The 18,150-nt window shown below is 42.2% G+C and carries 16 protein-coding genes and 2 pseudogenes; 8 read left to right on the top strand and 10 right to left on the bottom strand.

The window, feature by feature from the left end; translation table 11 throughout:
- The first annotated feature begins 37 nt into the window (after nt 1-37).
- A complete protein-coding gene (locus PI95_RS22785; protein WP_163519110.1) occupies nt 38-877 on the top strand; it encodes a DUF4351 domain-containing protein in 840 nt (279 codons plus the stop codon).
- A gap of 74 nt (nt 878-951) precedes the next feature.
- Here the strand turns inward: PI95_RS22785 and PI95_RS22780 are convergent, their stop codons facing one another.
- A complete protein-coding gene (locus tag PI95_RS22780; RefSeq protein WP_039743168.1) occupies nt 952-2,541 on the bottom strand; it encodes a glycoside hydrolase family 57 protein in 1,590 nt (529 codons plus the stop codon).
- A gap of 186 nt (nt 2,542-2,727) precedes the next feature.
- Between PI95_RS22780 and PI95_RS22775 the strand changes: the two genes are divergently transcribed.
- The 6 genes from PI95_RS22775 (at nt 2,728) to PI95_RS22755 (ending at nt 8,674) form a co-directional block, all read left to right on the top strand.
- On the top strand, nt 2,728-3,423 hold the full coding sequence (locus PI95_RS22775; protein WP_039743169.1) for a hypothetical protein: 696 nt from the start codon (nt 2,728-2,730) through the stop codon (nt 3,421-3,423).
- 85 nt (nt 3,424-3,508) lie between these two features.
- A complete protein-coding gene (locus tag PI95_RS22770) occupies nt 3,509-3,730 on the top strand; it encodes a hypothetical protein (RefSeq protein WP_039743171.1) in 222 nt (73 codons plus the stop codon).
- Nucleotides 3,708-3,920 (top strand): hypothetical protein, encoded by a 213-nt coding sequence (locus PI95_RS22765; protein ID WP_163519109.1) that lies wholly within the window; start codon nt 3,708-3,710, stop codon nt 3,918-3,920. Before PI95_RS22770 ends, PI95_RS22765 begins: the two co-directional genes overlap by 23 nt.
- A gap of 329 nt (nt 3,921-4,249) precedes the next feature.
- Nucleotides 4,250-4,693, top strand: a complete 444-nt coding sequence (locus PI95_RS22760; RefSeq protein WP_039743173.1) for a hypothetical protein — start codon at nt 4,250-4,252, stop codon at nt 4,691-4,693.
- 105 nt (nt 4,694-4,798) lie between these two features.
- Nucleotides 4,799-5,413: a tetratricopeptide repeat protein gene (locus PI95_RS36155; RefSeq protein WP_063842325.1), complete on the top strand. Its 615-nt coding sequence runs from the start codon at nt 4,799-4,801 to the stop codon at nt 5,411-5,413.
- 12 nt (nt 5,414-5,425) lie between these two features.
- On the top strand, nt 5,426-8,674 hold the full coding sequence (locus PI95_RS22755) for a CHAT domain-containing protein (protein WP_052324879.1): 3,249 nt from the start codon (nt 5,426-5,428) through the stop codon (nt 8,672-8,674).
- Nucleotides 8,675-8,718: 44 nt separating this feature from the next.
- Here PI95_RS22755 and PI95_RS22750 read toward each other — a convergent pair whose 3' ends face one another.
- The 7 genes and pseudogenes from PI95_RS22750 to dnaJ all read right to left on the bottom strand — a co-directional run bounded on the left by PI95_RS22750 (nt 8,719) and on the right by dnaJ (nt 14,375).
- Nucleotides 8,719-9,288: a Uma2 family endonuclease gene (locus PI95_RS22750; RefSeq protein ID WP_039743175.1), complete on the bottom strand. Its 570-nt coding sequence runs from the start codon at nt 9,286-9,288 to the stop codon at nt 8,719-8,721.
- A gap of 166 nt (nt 9,289-9,454) precedes the next feature.
- The gene (locus PI95_RS22745) at nt 9,455-10,606 is read right to left on the bottom strand and encodes an RNA-guided endonuclease InsQ/TnpB family protein (protein WP_201280568.1); all 1,152 of its coding nucleotides are present in this window, start codon (nt 10,604-10,606) and stop codon (nt 9,455-9,457) included.
- 151 nt (nt 10,607-10,757) lie between these two features.
- On the bottom strand, nt 10,758-10,898 hold the full coding sequence (locus PI95_RS22740; RefSeq protein WP_236117157.1) for a hypothetical protein: 141 nt from the start codon (nt 10,896-10,898) through the stop codon (nt 10,758-10,760).
- A gap of 279 nt (nt 10,899-11,177) precedes the next feature.
- A pseudogene (locus PI95_RS22735) lies at nt 11,178-11,729 on the bottom strand (Uma2 family endonuclease); the annotation flags it as partial.
- A 77-nt stretch (nt 11,730-11,806) separates the two neighbouring features.
- Complete coding sequence (gene rsgA, locus PI95_RS22730) at nt 11,807-12,985, bottom strand: small ribosomal subunit biogenesis GTPase RsgA (protein ID WP_039743178.1); 1,179 nt, start codon at nt 12,983-12,985, stop codon at nt 11,807-11,809.
- Complete coding sequence (locus tag PI95_RS22725) at nt 12,985-13,239, bottom strand: sulfurtransferase TusA family protein (protein ID WP_039743180.1); 255 nt, start codon at nt 13,237-13,239, stop codon at nt 12,985-12,987. The genes rsgA and PI95_RS22725 overlap by 1 nt, the downstream gene beginning before the upstream one ends.
- Nucleotides 13,239-14,375 (bottom strand): molecular chaperone DnaJ, encoded by a 1,137-nt coding sequence (gene dnaJ / locus PI95_RS22720; protein ID WP_039743182.1) that lies wholly within the window; start codon nt 14,373-14,375, stop codon nt 13,239-13,241. Before dnaJ ends, PI95_RS22725 begins: the two co-directional genes overlap by 1 nt.
- Nucleotides 14,376-14,586: 211 nt before the next feature.
- Here dnaJ and PI95_RS22715 point away from each other — a divergent pair, with 211 nt between their 5' ends.
- Nucleotides 14,587-14,982, top strand: a complete 396-nt coding sequence (locus PI95_RS22715; protein WP_163519107.1) for a hypothetical protein — start codon at nt 14,587-14,589, stop codon at nt 14,980-14,982.
- Here PI95_RS22715 and dnaK read toward each other — a convergent pair.
- Together dnaK and grpE are read right to left on the bottom strand one after the other, a co-directional pair.
- The gene (gene dnaK, locus PI95_RS22710; protein WP_039743183.1) at nt 14,953-16,908 is read right to left on the bottom strand and encodes a molecular chaperone DnaK; all 1,956 of its coding nucleotides are present in this window, start codon (nt 16,906-16,908) and stop codon (nt 14,953-14,955) included. The genes PI95_RS22715 and dnaK overlap by 30 nt on opposite strands.
- A gap of 361 nt (nt 16,909-17,269) precedes the next feature.
- A pseudogene (gene grpE / locus PI95_RS22705) lies at nt 17,270-18,009 on the bottom strand (nucleotide exchange factor GrpE).
- Between the last annotated feature and the right edge of the window lie 141 nt (nt 18,010-18,150).

Genomic DNA, 18,150 nt, shown 5'->3' with positions numbered 1-18,150 from the left:
TAAGCACCTCTTCACTGAGGAGCCGTGTAACGGGAAACTGTTAAGCACGGTTTTGGAGAGCAACGGCTCTCGTGAGGGAGTCGTTGACTTTAATCAAATAGTCCGCAATGCAGAACTTGGAAGAAGATATGCAGATAAATTAGTCAAAGTTTGGCTTCTTCAAGGACAAGAGATTTGGCTGTTAATACACGTAGAAATTCAAGCAAAATCAGAAGATACCTTTGCAGAAAGGATGTTTTCCTACAACCTGAGAATTTTTGACCGTTTCGCCAAACCTGCCATTAGTTTAGCAATTTTATGCGATACAAGCCCGAAATGGCGACCAAATCAATACAGTTTTAATTATCCAGATACGAGTTTGAATTTTAAATTTGGAACCGTCAAGCTGTTGGATTATCAAAATCGATGGACGGAACTAGAAGCTAGCGACAATCCATTTGCAACAGTGGTAATGGTACATTTGAAGACACAACAAACGACTCAAAAAAATGAAGAACGTAAAACCTGGAAGTTTAGCTTAATTCGCCGATTGTATGAACTAGGTTTGCAAGAAAAAGATATTCGTAACCTTTACCGCTTCATAGATTGGGTTATGATTTTACCAGAAGCATTAGAAGCGGAGTTTTGGCAAGATTTTCAGGAGTTTGAGCAGGAGCGTACTATGAGCTATATTACTACAGGCGAGCGCATTGGCTACAAACGTGGACAGCAAGAACTCGTTCTCCGGTTACTACAAAGACGAGTAGGAGAGTTACCCGAAGAGGTTACAAAGGAAGTACAGGCTCTTTCACGGGAGCAGTTAGAATCACTCGGCGAAGCTTTATTAGATTTTACAGAAATTGATGATTTGCTGCGCTGGTTACGAGCACATCGATAAAAGTGACACGCTACGCGATCGCGTTCTTTTCACTTTCAGGTGGGCATTGCCCACCCGAAGAGTGTGTCAGACTACTATAACGGGCGATAGACGCGATAGTTAATTTCTGGGAAGATGTTGTCCATCATCTCGACTTTTTCTAACCAACCGCTGTCAACTTTGCCGATTTTGATTTCTTCGTACAGCTTATTAAAGCGCATCAAGTGCGATCGCGTCCTTCTCACTGCATAAGGTACCATCGTTCCCGTCCGCATAATAAATGCCCAGTCGGAAGATTGCGCTAACAACAATTCCCGTGCTGCTTGGTTGAGTGCTTTCCACTGCAACTCATCAGCCGGTTCCAATCGTCCTAACTCAATCATCCGCTCAGTTGCTTTGTGCAAATGTGGGTAAATCCACGCATTCGTTTCGTTCAACCAATACTCGTGAAATCCTTTGTAACCCCAACTCGACTGCGAAGGACGACAAACTTGTTGATTCGGTTCTGCCTTTAAATAATCTGCCAAATGCGTCATCTGATAGGTTTTTTGGTCATACCATGACTTGCGGAACAGATAATCAATAAACCAAGGTCCTTCATACCACCAATGACCAAATAACTCAGCATCGTAGGGCGAAACGATAATCGGCGGACGCTGCATTATACCATGAAGATGTTCAGCTTGCCGTTCGCGATTATACATAAAGTTTGCAGCGTGTTCTGCTGCCTTTTCCCGCGCCCAGTATGGATCGTAAAGCGCTTTATCTGACAATCCTAACCCGCGTCCGGTAATTTTATGATACTTAATGCCCGTGTTTTTACGCTGACCGTTGGGCATGATGTAAGGCTTAATATAGTCATATTCAGCTTCCCAGCCCAAATCTTTGTAAAATTCGCGGTATTCAGCCGCACCAGGATAGCCGACCTCAGATGACCATACCTGCTGCGAAGATTCATGATCGCGTCCAAAGACAGCTACACCAGTTTCGGTAAAAATTGGCGCATAGCTACCAAAGCGGGGACGCGGACGAGCGTAAAGAATGCCATGTCCATCGGTGAGGAAGTAGCGCAAACCCGCATCAGCCAGCATCCGCTCCAAACCTTCATAATAAGCGCATTCCGGCAACCAAATGCCTCTGGGTCGGCGTCCAAAGGTTTGCTCGTAGTGTTCGCAAGCTACCTGAATTTGCGCCCACACAGCCTCCGGATACATTTTCATCAGCGGCAAATAGCCGTGAGTCGCGCCGCATGTTATAATTTCCAGGTTGTTAGAGTCTTGGAACTGCTTAAAAGCTGTTACCAAGTCGCCATTGTAGCGTTCCCATATCTGACGCGCTTCGTTGAATTCGGTAGCGTAATGCTCGGCTAAATAGCGCATATGCCCGTTGTTGGCATTATGCTCTGCTTCGAGTTCTATGAGTTCTTCTAGTTGAGTTAAATGTGCGTCATAGCGTTCTTGCAGCAGCGGATCGCGCAGCATTGACACCAAAGGCGGTGTCATGCTCATAGTAATTTTGAAGTCGATGCCGTCTCGCTTTAATCCTTCAAATACTTTCAGTAAAGGGATGTATGTTTCCGTAATGGCTTCATAAAGCCATTCTTCCTCCAGCACATAGTCACTTTCAGGGTGACGAACGAAGGGCAGGTGTGCATGAAGTACAAGCGCAACGTAGCCGATAGCCATAGTAATTCCGATGTGGTACGTGTAAGTTGAAGGTGGAGGGTTAGGCAGAATTTAACAATATTTTAAGACTTTATCAGGAGCGTAGCAGTGTTTGGTATTTCTTTTTCATCAATGCGGCTTCAGACGCGAAAATGTTCGTCTATCTTAATTAAAGGCACTCCCTCACAAAAAAGGAATTTTTCAAGAGTGAAACAGCAACTCGCTTTTGTGTTATCTATTTTGACCAGTACTATTTTGGCAGGCTCTGTGTCGCAAGCGGCTCCTTTGCCCACCGAAATTAAGCAACCCACCTTAGAACAACCCGCAGTAAAAGCGACAGCACTAACGTTAGAAGACTTGCCATCAGGGTTTCAAGAACTTCCACCGAGTATAAAGGCGGAAATTGCTTCTAAAATAGAACCTTTCAAGCAGTTACTGATCAAAGATAATTTTCCGCTCAATAACTTCTTTGCCTTTGTAGAACCGCAAAAGATGGAAGTTGTCATCGGCTTTACGGGTATGCTATCAAATCAAGCTCAACAAGGTCAATTCGATGCTGCCCTCCAAAAAGCGCGGCAACCAGAGTTTGAGCAACAGATAAAAAAACTGGCGCAGAAACTACCATCAAGTCAAGAAGTGAAAGTGTTAAAGTACAAGTCGCTTCCGGAATTGAATAATTTGGCACAGTCATCTTCGGGTTTTTCCTTAGATGCAACTGTTCAAGAAATGCCTGTAAATTTTGATGTCGTCAGCTTTCGCCGCAGCAGCGTCGGTGCAATGACAGCGGTTATATATTTGACTGGAAATAAACCTTCTGTATCTGTGAAGGATGTAGCCACCAAGTTAGATGGACGCGTCTTGCAAGCTTCACCAGCCATTAAAGAGCCAAGTGCATCTCAATAGCATAATCAGGAGCGATCGCACTAATTAATTTCATAACCACTCCTCCTGAAAGCAAGATATTCTAGGTTTATCCAAAAATTACTCAATGAATTCACTTCCAGAAATTCAAACTGCCATCAGACACTTGTCTGAAATTGAAGTGCGCCAACTGTCAAATTGGTTACAGGAGTATTTAGAAGAAGCTTGGGATAAGCAAATTGAAGCAGATGCTAAATCTGGTCGGTTGGATAAATTAATTCAGCAAGCCAATCAAGACATTGATGCTAATCGTGTCAAATCCTTAGATGAAATCATTCACAACTCCTGAGTTTTGGGATTTATACGCTGCGCTTCCACCCGAAGCTAGAGAACAAGCCAAAAAAGCTTATAGACTAGGACGTGAAAATCAATTTCATCCGTCTTTGCATTTTAAAAAGGTAGGCGATAATTTATGGTCAGTTAGAGTTAGTCGTGGTTATCGTGCGTTAGCACTTAGTAGAGGAGAGGATTATTACTAGATTTGGATTGGTTCGCACGATAACTACGAAGAACTAATCAAATGATTTTGTTAGATACTAAAACCCTTGTAGAGATGCGAAATACGAAGTCTCTACACGTAAATTCATACTGCAATTCAGAATTTGGTAGGGTGCGTTATGGACGAACCGTCCTAACGCACCGAAAATCACCGGATGGTGCGTCCTACGGCATAACACTATATAAACCCAGACAACAAATTTAGAAGCTTTCGATCCAAAGTGGCTGTCGTCCTATTGACTCTCCAAAAACAGTACGTACAATAATACGTATAGATAAGAATGCGGCTCAAATTATCGCAGCAAAAGCTATGGACAGTATTTACTCAGATGAATTAATTACAGCGACTGAGTTAAATCGTCAACCCGGACGTATTTTGGATAAAGCGTTAGAACATCCAGTTACAATCACTCGCAATGACCAGTCTTTTGCTTTGCTGCGGCGCGAAAATGTAGCTTTATTTGTAAAAGCTGCTCAACGTAGTAAAGAAATTGTTGAGCTTTTAAGTACGGCTTTTCGTTTATTGTTAAAGCAAAAAATTGGTATCGAGCATCCTTATAATTGGTTGGGTGTATTTGATGCAGAGGAATTAAATGAATTTATTGATGAAGTAACGCGGGCATATCGTTTAGTTGATTTATATGAAAAAGCTTGGGATGAGTTAGATGCAATTATTCACGAATGGCATGAGAGTGCTTTAGCAATATCTAACCCGGAACTTGAAGCGGCTTTTAATCAAAATTTAGATGGGTAAATACCATTGTCTCAATCTCAAAGTTAAAACTTTGTTTTAGTGTTTGATATGTCAGAAAATACCCCAGAATAAGTTATAGAAAATATAGAGCCACCAGAGGTAATATTGACGGCTCCTAAATTATCTAAAACATCTGAGATATCTGAAACACCTGAGACAACTGAGACAGAAAAAAATTGGTTAGTGGTAGCAAAAAATCGTTGGGTAAATCGAGATTGGGAAGCATTAATGCAACGACATGCTGAAAATTCTAGTCGTTGTTATCACGATTTACATACAGCACCGACAAATAGACAGCCAGGACGTGTTTTCTCGTTGAAAGGTAAAAAGTATAAAGGGGTGTGGGAATACGAGGTTAGTAAAGGTGACAGAGTATTTTACATTCCCAATGAAGAGGGAGTCAAGTTATATCAAGAAGGGCAGAAGTTAGAGAAAAAAGGAACTAAGGAAGCGTATCAACAGGCAATTGAAAAATATCAACAAGCGTTGAAAATTGCTCAGGAATTGGGATTACGCAAAGAAGAATTTAATTTATTAATAAAAATTGCTGGTGTCTACTCCTCTAAGTTTGACAACAAAAATGCAATCGAGCATCTAAAAAAAGCATTAGATATTTCACAACAACTAAAACAACCTTTACTTGAAGCAATTGTATTTGGTTTGATTGGGAATAAATACATCAACTCAAACAATCCAAAAGAAGGACTGACCTATTTATAAAAAGCCAAATCCATGTTTTTAGCTTACAAAGAATATGGTAGTTTAGCTACCACCTTAAAGGCTATTGGTGGTATTCACAACAGGATAGGTGATACAAAAAAAGCTTTATATTATCAAAATGAAGCACTAAAAATTTATCGTGACACACTCAAAGATTCAGCAGGAGAAGCGAGTACTCTTCAGGAAATTGCCGCAACTTATTCCTCCTATGGTGAAGCTACAATAGCTCTTGATTATTATGAACAAGCTTTGAAAATCCAGCGTCAAAGAAAAGACGTTCCAGCAGAAATAGAAATTCTTAAAGATATTAGTGTTATTCAAGGTAGATTGGGAAATACAACAAAAGCAGTGGAATCTTTAAAAGAGGTATTAAAACTACAGGAACAGGTAGGTTCTGATTTATCAAAAAAAGCTAACACGCTTGCACATATAGGTCATATTTATGCCAAACAAGCAGATTACCGGACAGCTATTGATTACTATCAACAAGCTGGAAAACTCTGGCAGCAAGCGGGAGACACCCAAATGGTATCTATGAGTTTTCAGATGATTGCAAATGCTCACACAACTTTTTCAGGTGATTATCAAATAGCACTAGAATTTTTAGATAAAGCATTAAAACTTCAACTTAATGATAAGGAGAATCAAGCATTTACTCTGGGATTAAAAGCTGATGTGTACATATCACAAGGTAATTATCAACAGGCTCTAGAGGAATATAATAAAGCCCTAAAACTTCAACGCTCCATACCAAATCCAAAATCGGAAGCTAGTACTCTTGTTAAGATGGCACGACTCTATCGGCATTTAGGCGATTATCAATCAAGTATTGACATTTGCAACAAAGCATTAGAAATATTTAAGCGCACACCCAGTAAGCTTGAAGAAATCCAAACTCTAGGATTTATAGCTAGCGTTTACCAGTTTCAAGATAAGTACGATGAGGCACTTGCATCTTATAAGCAAGCACTATCTTTATCAAGTAAAGATAATTATCAATCGGAAATTCAAATACTTCAGGGTATGGCGCAAACATACAGATTTTTGAATGATTATCCCAAGGCGTTAGAATCTGGTAATCGCGCATTAAAATTATCTCAGGAAAATTCTTTTGGAGAAGACCATTCTCTCACTGTTCTAGCCAGTGTATATCGTGCGAAAGGTGAGTTAGAAAAATCATTAGATATCTCAGTTAAAGTTTTAGCACATTATCGTAAAACTGGATTACGTATTCGAGAAGCTCAAATGTTAGGCGACATGAGCATAACTTATGAGCGACAGAAAAAATACAAACAAGCAATAGATATTCTTAATGAAGAATTGAAAATACGGCGAGAGTTAAAAGATAGTAAAGCTGAGGCAAACGCACTTTATGATATTGCCATCAATAAACGCAAACTAGGAAACTTAGAAGCGGCACTTCCTAACATCGAAGAAGCAATTAAAATCGTAGAAAATATACGCGGTAACGTTAAAAGCCAAGATTTACGTACATCCTACTTTGCCACAGTCCAAGGCTACTACAAATTCTACATCGACCTGTTGATGGAACTGCACAAAAAAGACCCATCAAAAATATGTCAATTTACAACCAAAGACCAAAATACAAACAAAGACATCATAATAAAAGATAAATGTAAAGCTGTAGCGCTCCACATCAGCGAACGTTCCCGCGCTAGAGGACTTGTAGAACTGTTAACAGAAGCACGCGCAAATATTCGCAAAGGTGCAAACCCGGAACTTTTAGCAGAAGAACGTCGCTTACAAGCCTTAATTAATACTAAGCAAAAACTGCGGATTGAGATAGTTGATAGTAATAAAAAAGACCCCGTTTCTAAAGCCAACGCTAATAAATTGCAAACACAAATCGATGAACTACTCAGCCAACAAAAGCAACTGGAAACGAAAATCCGCCAAAGTAGTCCGAAATATGCCAACCTAAAGTATCCCCAACCCCTGACTTTACCGCAAATTCAGCAACAATTGGATAAAGACACGCTGCTGTTACAATATTCCTTGGGTGAGAAACGCAGTTATCTTTGGGCTGTTACTCCCAATTCCATCGACTCCTACGAACTACCCGGACGCAAGGAAATAGAAGAAGCGGCAACTGAATTTAAAGGACTTTTAATTAAATGTCAAGAACCATTTTCTCGCTGTCAGAATTTATTGCCAGAGCAAAAAGTTCAAGCTTTGAAAAATACGGCTTTATCTGCAAGTAAACTTAGTAAAATTATTCTTGCACCTGTAGCTGACAAGTTGGAGAAAAAGCGGTTGGTGATTGTGGCTGATGGTGCTTTGCAAACAATTCCCTTTGCGGCATTAAATGACCTAACCCCCCAACCCCCTTCCCTGCAAGGGAAGGGGGAGCAAGACAAGCTCCCCTCCCCTACGAGGGGAGGGGTTGGGGGAGAGGTCAATTATCAACCTTTGATAGTCAATCATGAAATAGTTAATTTGCCCTCGGTTACAGCGATCGCTACCCAAAGACAAGAACTCAAAAGACCCAAAACCGCACCCTTCACACTCGCAGTCCTTGCCGATCCGGTTTTTGAAGCAAATGATATACGCATCACTGGCAAACCTGAAAGTATCGTTCCTAACTCAGATTTTCGCGGGAATGAATTAAATCAATCAGCCCTCAAGCAAGCAACAAGAAATCTGAATCGTAGTGGTCTGCCAAGACTTAAAGGTACAGAAACTGAAGCAAAAGCAATTTTAAATATCATACCATCTTCTAATAATCTCCAAGCTTTTGGCTTTAATGCTAACTACAACTGGGTAACAAATCCGCAACTTTCACAATATCGCTTTTTACATTTTGCTACTCACGGGTTTGCTGACCCCAAGAACCCAGAACTTTCAGGAATCGTTCTTTCTCTGTTTCTAGACAAACAAGCTAAACCTGCGGATAGAGGCTATTTGCGATTAGGTGACATTTTCAACCTTGACTTTGCAGCCGATTCAATCGTATTAAGTGCTTGTGACACTGGTTTGGGTAAAGATGTCAATGGTGAAGGATTAGTAGGCTTGACAAGAGGATTAATGTATGCTGGGGCAGAACGTGTTGCCGTGTCTCTTTGGAAAGTTAATGATGAGGGGACGGCAGAATTTATGCAAGAATTTTACACGCAAATGTTGAAGCAGGGGAAATCGCCGACAGTTGCTTTGCGTGCTGCACAACTGAAATTATGGGAAAATTCAACTTTGAAAAATCCCTATTATTGGTCTGCTTTCACTTTACAGGGTGAGTGGCGATAGGTCTAATTGTTGTTGAAACTGAGCTTGAGGAGCGATCGCTAAGACTACACAAAAAAGCTCTCAACTCGAACGCTAAAACCTGGTAAAACAGGTGATGTGATTTCGTCATCAGCCAGTAAGGTTGCTACTAATTTCAATTGAGCAGCTTCTCTGCGATAAACTTCTAATTGCTGTAACTGCCAATTGGCAATCCAATATTCTTGGACTCCTGTTGCTGAGTATAGCTTCAGTTTAGCTTCTCGGTCTCGACGTTCATTAGTTGCTCCAGGAGAAAGTACTTCTACAACAAGTTCTGGCGCTCCTCTCAAATGTCCTTCGTCATCTAGCAATTTTGCTAATCGCTCATGACTGATCCAAACTACATCGGGTATGACATTATCAGCTTCTGTAAAAATGATTCCAGGAGTTTGACGGGTTTCTCCTAGTCCACTGGAACGAGACCAAATTTGTAACTCCAAGTTGATGTTACCTGCTGTTCCTTGATGTTTCCAGTGAGGCGCTCTAGTCACAAATAGTTCTCCGTCAACAATTTCATAGCGTTTCCATTCGTCAGTTGTAAGTAATTCTAAGTCGGAGGTTGTCCAACGGACTTGATTAGAGATTATTTGGTTCATAGCAATATTTTTCCATGCCTGGTTAGAGATAAAATTCTCTTTTTGTGAATATTTACTCACTGCTCTAATAAACTTACTCAAACTTAGCTAAAGCTGAATTTGATGTTATCTTCCCGTTTCAACCAAGGATGTCGGCATCTTCTTGTCCACGGGCGTTTAGTTCCGACTAAGCCAGTCGTACTTTGCTGTCAGGGGCACGCTCAAGGTTTATCGCAGCATTCGCATCGCGGTCTTGACTTACCCCACACTTGCTACATTTGAACACTCGTTCTGATAGCTTCATAGGTTGAATGTGTTGACACTCTTGACACATCTTAGAAGATGGATACCACCTATCAACCAACTCAACTTTCGTTCCATAGTGCGCCTGTTTATAAGTTAACTGACGACGAATTTCTTGAAGTGTGTTGTTACTTCCAGCGGCAGCTAACTTCTGGTTAGCTATCATGCCCTGAACGTTCAAATCCTCAATCCGAATAACATAAGCTTTTCGGCTTAAATCAGTCGTCATCTTTTGGGTTGTATCTTGCCGAATATTTGCAATTCGAGCATGAAGAGTTGCGACTTTGCTATAGAAGTCAAGGGCATTTTTTGAAGCCTTAACTCCCAGCTTTTTATTTCCCAATACTTTGGAACGATTGTGCCACTGAATCTTACTTAGCTTGATTTTCGCTTGTTTTGTAGTAAGAGGCATAGAATATTGAGAACCGTCAGAACAAGTCGCCAAGGATTTTACACCGAGGTCAACTCCAATTTTTTCAACAGGATGGATTAGTGGAGGTAATTTCTCAGCGTTATTAGCAAAAGATACGAACCATTTATTTGCAGTTCGAGACACTGTAAATGTTTGAGAACTACATGTGTAGTTGATAGGTTCTTTTAATCTAAAGGTTTTTAATCCTGGTAAAGTGATTCGCGTTTTTTCATTTATAACAACTCTATTAGTGAAAGGCAGCGCTGGATTACCTTTTTCTGGATAGATCCCAGATGTCTTATAAACGGTGAAGGAATCGCCTTTCCGTTTTCTTTTCTTAACCGGAAAGCCTGCTTCATTTCTACGCCATCTGGAAAATGCTGATTTCAGATCGATAAAAGCAGATTGATAAACCGTTGATGGATATTTTTTCATCCATGTATTTTCCGGTTTCTGCATTGTTACCTGAGTAAAAACCTTTTTGATGGCATCTATCCGTTTGGAATCAGTCGCTTTGACGTTTTCAAAGTCCCAAGAATATATGAGAAGAGATAGCCCGTAATTATAGACAAAACGTTTAAAACCAGATATGCCGCGCAAGAGACTAACTTCTTTATTATTCAATTTTAGCTCTCGTTTAATAGCGTACATTTTCTACTCTTAAAAGTCTAGCTCTAGATAATTATATATCACTTAGGATATGCAAAACCTTCTACTAACTTCTTTGTAATAATTAACTATGAATAAGTTTAGTAAAGTTTTTAGGCATTAAATCTTACTTTTCAATACCTGCCGCTCGCAAGCGTTCTACCAATATTGCAGCGCGTTGACGTTCTTGTTCTAGTTGTTGATTAGCTTGTTGTAACTGTTGATTGACTTGCTGTAACTGCTGGTTGGCTTCGTCTTCTGGCAACATTATCAGCTGCCCATCTGGTGTAAAAAAGCTTCAGTCCGGCTTGAGATAGGAGGCAGTCCGGCTTGAGGAACCCACCCTTAAAAAGGTGGGACTTAGGCTGTGGAGCGCCACTTGCTGTAGCCTGTGGAACCCGTCCACCGCAGTGGCTTCGCTTTGTATCTCTGGCTTGTGCGTCTCAATACAATTGTTTCTTTTAAACTGGGCTTTATACCCACAAAGTAAGTTTTTATTCATACATATGACCTCCTGCCTCCTGCCCTCTGCCTCCTGCCTTCTTTATAATTTGCCCAAATATACAGCTAAATAAAGCCCTAACTGCTGACTCCACAACCAACCTGACTGAGTGGGTGCAAGGTCTTGATACTGACCATCAACTAAATGAAATCCTCGCAATTCCAAGCTTACCGGGTCAAACCAGAAATAATCTGGTGTGCGGAATGTATTCTGATATATCTGCTTTTTCACACCTTTATCAACTGAGGCAGTGGAATCAGATAACATCTCTATAATCACGTTGGGGTATTTGCCATCTTCTTGCCAAACAACCCAGCTTTTACGGTCTTTTTTTTCTGTATCTAAAACTACAAAAAAATCGTATCCTCGAAATTATTCTGACTTTTTCTGGTTAGGACTGAAGTAAATAGTTAAGTTGCCTGTAGCATAGAAATTTTCCCGATCGCGCCACCACCATTTGATAAGGCGGATGAGTAATTCTATTTGTTCGCGGTGTAAATCAGATTCCAAGGGTGGTTCGTCACTGTAGATGTCGCCTGGTGGGAAAATTATAGTATCAATGACATCGATTTGAGAAGCAGTGGCAAATTGAGACATAGCGATGCCTGCGGCGGTAAACTACGCACTTTTTTGTCTTTATGCTATTCTAACCAGCCTTGACATCTGCTTTGATTTCATTCTTCATCCTGATACAAATTTTGCAATGTTTGCTGTTGAGTCTTGCGGGAAACACGACGATATTTTTTACTTTCTAGCTTCGGTTCGTACTGAGTCTGCCCTTTGCCTTTCGTTTTTAACTTTTGGGTGGATTCTGGATCGGCTTGTTGGTTAATCTGAGTTTGACGAGCGATCGCTTGCTCTAAAAATTCCAGATAATGCTCATAACGTTCCCATTCACCCCGAACTAGACAACCTGGCTCGTCTCGGTGCAAACAATCACTAAACCGACAGCTATCAACTGCTAATTTCTGCCTAGCTTCTGGGAAATAACAAATTAATTCTTCCGGCGTACAATCGATATCAGGCTGATTAAAGCCGGGAGTATCAGCCAGCAACCCACCTAATGGTAATTCAAATAATTCTACGTGACGGGTGGTGTGACGCCCGCGAGATAGTTTACCAGAAACCTCACCCACGCGCAACTGAGCATTAGGAATCAACGCATTAATCAAACTGGATTTACCAACTCCTGAAGGTCCTGCCAAGACGGTGATTTTGTCTTGCAACTGGCAACTTAGTTTGTCGATATTTATATTATTATTGACGCTGATAAATAGCGTTTGATAGCCCCAACCAAGCAGGCGATCGCTTATTTCCGACTGCACCTGAGTTGAAACTAAATCGCCTTTATTCAAGCATAAAACCACATCCAAACCTGTAGATTCCGCCTTTACCAAAAAGCGACTGAGTTGATAAGGTTCTAAAGGCGGATCGGCAACAGCAAATAATAAGAGAATTTGGTTAACATTAGCGATCGCCGGACGGTCTAATTCACTATCGCGGGGTAAAACAAAAGCGATCGCCCCTCGTCCACCAGCCCAATCTGGTTCTTCAACCACAACGCGATCGCCCACCATCACCTGTTGCCCAATTTTCTTCAACCGCGTTCTCCGAGTGCAGAGGAGGAGGGGATGGGGAGAGGGGGGAGACAAGGAGGAGGGGGGAGAGGGGGGAGATAAGGTAGGAAATTCCTCCTTGTCCTCCTTGTCCTCCTTGTCCTCCTTGTCCCCCAAGTCTCCTTGTCCCCAAGTCTCCTTGTCTCCTAAATCCAGCTGCACTCGGTAAAAATTCGCTTGCACAGCTAGCACAGTACCTAGCAACTGCCCAGTGGTAGAAAAAGTTTCCCCTTTCATCAGGCAGTAACCGGACGGCGAACTAACAGAGAAAAATAGCCAGTACAATCTGTAATTTGTTCTACTTGATAGCCTGCCATTGTCAGACTATCAGGAACTTGCTCAATCGGTTCTCCAGGGTCTAACCAGACTTCTAGCAAACCTCCCTGTGGCATTTGTTCTAAACGTAATTTCGTCCGCACAAAATTAATCGGGCAAGGAGTGCCGCGCAAATCGAGTTGAGCATCGGGAGTTGAGACGGAAGATACGCTCATTACTTAAACAAATTTCCCAAAAAACCTTCTAGACCACCTTTACCAGTGCGGTCTCCCTTAATTTTAGCTAGCTTCTCTAATAATTCTCGTTCATCTGGCATCACCTTGGTGGGAATATCAATTAACACCGTCAGCATGTGGTCGCCTCGACTTACAGGATTTCCCAACCGTGGGACACCGCGATTTTCCAGTTTCATCACCGTATTCGGTTGAGTTCCTGCCGGAATTATCAGTTCCACTGGACCATCTACCGTATTTACCTCTAAACGACAGCCTAAAATCGCCTGGAGGTAGCTAATTTTGATTTCCGAGAGAATGTTAATTCCATCCCGGTGGAATTCCTCATCCTCATTGACGAACAAGTAGACATATAAATCTCCCGCAGGACCACTGCGCTGACCTGCGTCTCCTTCATTAGAAATTCGCAAGCGCGTCCCATTATCTACCCCAGCGGGAATAGTAATTTTGAGTTTCTTCGTTACTTGATTTGCGCCTTTGCCGTCGCAAGCATCACACTTGTCTTCAATTACCATCCCCGTACCATTACAGGTGGGACAAGTCGAAACTTGAGTAAAGCTGCCAAAAGGCGTTCTGGTGACGCGGCGTACTTGACCCGAACCGCTACAAGTCGAACAAGTCCGGGGACGAGTTCCTGGTTTGGCACCAGATCCGGTACAGACCTCACAAGTTTCTAGATGAGAAATGCGAATTTCTTTTTCACCGCCAAATACTGCTTCTCGAAAATCTAACTTCAAGTCTAGCCGCAGGTCATCACCTCGCACCGGACCTGAGCGCCGTCTTTGCGTAGAAGGACCACCCATCCCCCCTGCGAAGCCACTGAAAATACTTTCAAAGATATCAGCAAATCCACCCATATCGCTCATATCTTGGAAGCCTCCAGCGCCAGCAGCCGCACCGGACACACCAGCTTCACCAAAACGGTTGTAACGTTCTCGCATTTCCGGCTCAGAAAGCACTTCATAAGCGCGGTTAATTTCTTTAAAGCGATCCTCCGCTCCCGGTTCTTTGTTCACGTCTGGGTGATACTTCCGGGCTAGGCGGCGGTATGCGCCTTTAATTTCTTCTTTGTCGGCATCACGAGAGACACCTAAAATTTCATAATAATCGCGAGCCATATAGCAAAGGTAAAAGTTAGAAGGTAGAAAGCGGAAGGCAGAACTTTAAAAAGGCAAAGGTTAATTTTTGTTAATACTTGATTTTACCTTTTACCTTTGACAAAAATCACTCTTTATATTTTGAGCATGAGATGCTTTGCTCCTAAAACAGGACAATCATCTACCCAATTAAAAGCAACTTGCCCTGCATCAGGCTTAAAGAAAGCTAACTTTGGGCAAGTTTTTTGCTCAAACTTCTCACTGCCGATTGGCTGTTTCTTTTACAATTGTGCTACGCAGAACGGTAAAACCCCGCCGATCAACAGAGGAGCTAGCCGCACCTAGAGGTGTGGAAAACCCCCATATACGTTTAATCGCATCTGTAATAGCACACCGTGTAGTCTACGGCAATTCGCTTCTACAATCTAACAAACCATTGCGGTACAACACCACGTTTCGCAAGAATGGGCATTGGGCATGGGGCAATGGGCAATGGGAATGGGGAATGGGGAATGGGGAATGGGGAAAGAGGAAAAGCCCAATGCCCTATGCCCAATGCCCAATGCCCAATGCCCAATGCCCAATTACCAATTACCCTTTAATCGATCGCCTCATAATCCGCTTGTAAGGTACCCTCGTCTTCAAAATCAAAGTTAAATTGAGGTGCGATCGTTCCATTCACTGGTTCAACACTAGGAGTAAAGGGAATATCTGAAGTCTGAGCTACTTCATCACTAGGCACTGTCGCTCGGTTGTATACATCGGCACCAATAGCAAACAAAGTTTGTTGAAAGTCATCCAAGCACTGTTTGAATTCTTCTGGTGAGATACCGTCTTGAATCATCACTAGTTGGAGTTTTGTGACTTTTTCCTTTGCCAAAGCTTTCATCGAATCGGCAATTAAGTTGCCATTATCCTTTAAAGTCGATTCGTAACTTAACAACAGAGTATCCGCTTGGTTTTTTAATTCAACCAGTTGTATGCGTTTTCTATCAAGTTCTGCAAACTTTTCCGCTTCTTGCCGCATCCGTTCCACTTCGTGGGTACTCAAACCACCTGTGTTGGTAATCCGAATACTTTGTTCTCTACCGGTGCCTTTGTCTTGAGCGGAAACCTTGAGGATGCCGTTGACATCGATTTCAAATGATACTTCGATTTGCGGCACACCACGGGATGCGGGGGGAATTCCAGTAAGAAGGAATTTACCGAGACTTTTATTATCCCTTGCCATTGCCCGTTCACCTTGAAGGACGTGAATTTCCACGCTTGTTTGTCCATCGGTTGCGGTGGAAAACACTTGAGACTTGCTGGTAGGAATTGTAGTATTGCGTTCAATAATTTTAGTGAACACTTCTCCTAAAGTTTCCAATCCCAGCGATAAAGGTGTAACATCCAAAAGTAAGAGATTCTCGACTTCACCACCCAACACCCCGGCTTGAATTGCAGCGCCGAGTGCCACTGCTTCGTCAGGATTGATAGAGCGATCGGGTGCTTTGCCGTTGAAAAATCTAATCAGGGCGTTTTGAACTGCGGGAATGCGCGTAGAACCGCCCACCAAAATAATTTTATCTATGTTTTGTGGTTTCAACTCTGCATCTTTGAGCGCTTGAACCATCGGTTCGATAGTAGCTTCAATTAATTGGCTTGCCAGTTCTTCAAATTTAGAACGGCTGAGTTCCATTTCTAGATGCTTTGGTCCATTTTCATTGGCGGTGATAAATGGCAAGTTAATTGAAGTATTTGCCATGCTGGAAAGTTCAATCTTTGCCTTTTCCGCTGCTTCTCGCAAGCGTTGCAGCGCCATTTTGTCTTGGGAAAGGTCAACTTTTTCTTGTTTGTAAAAGTGTTGAATCATCCAGCGGACGATCGCATTATCAAAGTCGTCTCCACCTAGATGGTTATTACCACAAGTCGCCTTAACTTCAAATACTCCATCCCCAAGTTGGAGAATGGATACGTCAAAGGTGCCGCCCCCCAAATCAAATACTAAAATTAGCTGTTCAGTCTCTTGCTTGTCTAGCCCGAAAGCTAAAGCCGCAGCAGTTGGTTCATTGATGATTCGCAGTACTTCTAATCCAGCAATCGTGCCAGCATCTTTAGTTGCCTGTCTTTGAGCATCTGTGAAATATGCTGGCACCGTAATTACTGCCTGGGTGACAGTTTCACCTAAGAAATTTTCCGCATCTTGTTTGAGTTTTTGCAAAACCATTGCGGAGATTTCTTGCGGTGTGTAGTTACGTCCGCGAATTTGCACATCAACGGTATCATCTCGACCTTTGACACAAGCATAGGGGACGCGATCGCGTTCTACTTGGGTGTCATCCCAACGACGACCAATAAATCGCTTGATACTGTAAATTGTGTTCTCGGCATTTGTAACTGCTTGTCGCTTTGCCAATTGACCGACTAAGCGCTCCCCACCTTTGCCAAATCCGAGAATACTAGGAGTGGTTCTTCCACCTTCTGAATTGGCAATGACAATCGGTTGACCACCTTCCAATACTGCGACGCAACTATTGGTAGTGCCTAAGTCGATCCCAATAACTTTTCCCATAACTAACGGTATTTTTACCAGAGTGCTTCTTACAAAAATGTAGACATAAACTGACAGCCAAGACTGGTGTGGAAGTTTCTGTCTAACAAAACTACAGACGTGATTTTTCGCGGAGTAGCTTTTTAACTACGGACAAGTTTTTTACGGTTTTCGCAAAAAAAGCATTCTTCTCCTTTCGATGGAAGAAGCGCGATTAATAAGCGAAAACCGTAAATATTCATGTCCTAGTTTGGGTATGCGATGCTCGCCTTTGCAAGAAGTCCAATGACTTTTAGCTACCAGTAGTTAGTCAGTAGTCAAAAGAAACCAGTGCTATAGACGGGTTGCTTTTGACTTTTGACGAATGAAAAAAGCGGTTTAACTACATTGCTGGATTCGACTGAATATCCTCCACAGGAGGCATGTCTTCTTTCGGAGCAGCGACTTTGACCATTGCATGGCGAAGCACGCGATCGCCCAAATAATATCCGCGCACTAACTCTTCTAACACTGTTCCTTCTGGATGTTCATCCGTAGGTTCGCGCATTACTGCTTCGTGCAAGTTCGGATCGAATTCTTGACCTTCGGGTCGCATTGGTGACACACCCAAGCGTTTCAAGCAATCTACTAGTTGCTTGTAGACACCTTGATAACTTTTATGAATTGTCAATTCACCCTCAGTTTGCGGTTTGAGATGTGCTCTAGCCCGTTCAAAATTATCAACTACTGGCAGTAATTCCGTAATCGTATTCCGCTTCACCAGCAAGTCAAGCTCTTCTTTTTCCTTGCTGGTGCGTTTGCGATAATTCTCAAAATCTGCCCCAATCCGCATATATTGGGTGTTGCGCTCTTCTAATTGCGCTTTCAGTGACTCTATTTGTTGAGTCATTTCTGCTAATGCGGCTGTATCAGTTATAGTCTGCGGAGTTCCAGCAGTACCATTTATGAGTGTGTCTGTCTCTGCTGATGTATTGGTTTGGGCTGTCACTTGTGAAGTAACCTCGCTACCAGATTCGTTATAGTTCATTTGGGCTGGGGACTCGCTCATCATTGCTTACTTTACCTCTGTGTTCACCCTAAAAGATGGCTTATATTGTTTATTTGTTTATCCTCTTCCATTATTGTGTAATCATTCCAAATGGTATTTACGGCAATTAGTCCCCACATAGTAACAGCCGTTGAATGTACTTGGCGCTGACTGTGAGGCGTATTTTTTGCCGAAATTTTCATTTGAAGCAATCTCACCGTCCTCTATTGTGACAA

The sequence above is a fragment of the Hassallia byssoidea VB512170 genome (assembly GCF_000817785.2).
Classification (GTDB): Bacteria; Cyanobacteriota; Cyanobacteriia; order Cyanobacteriales; family Nostocaceae; genus Hassallia; species Hassallia carrinoi.
The sequence above is the reverse complement of the archived record's forward strand: the minus strand, read 5'-3'. Positions and strand labels throughout refer to the sequence as shown.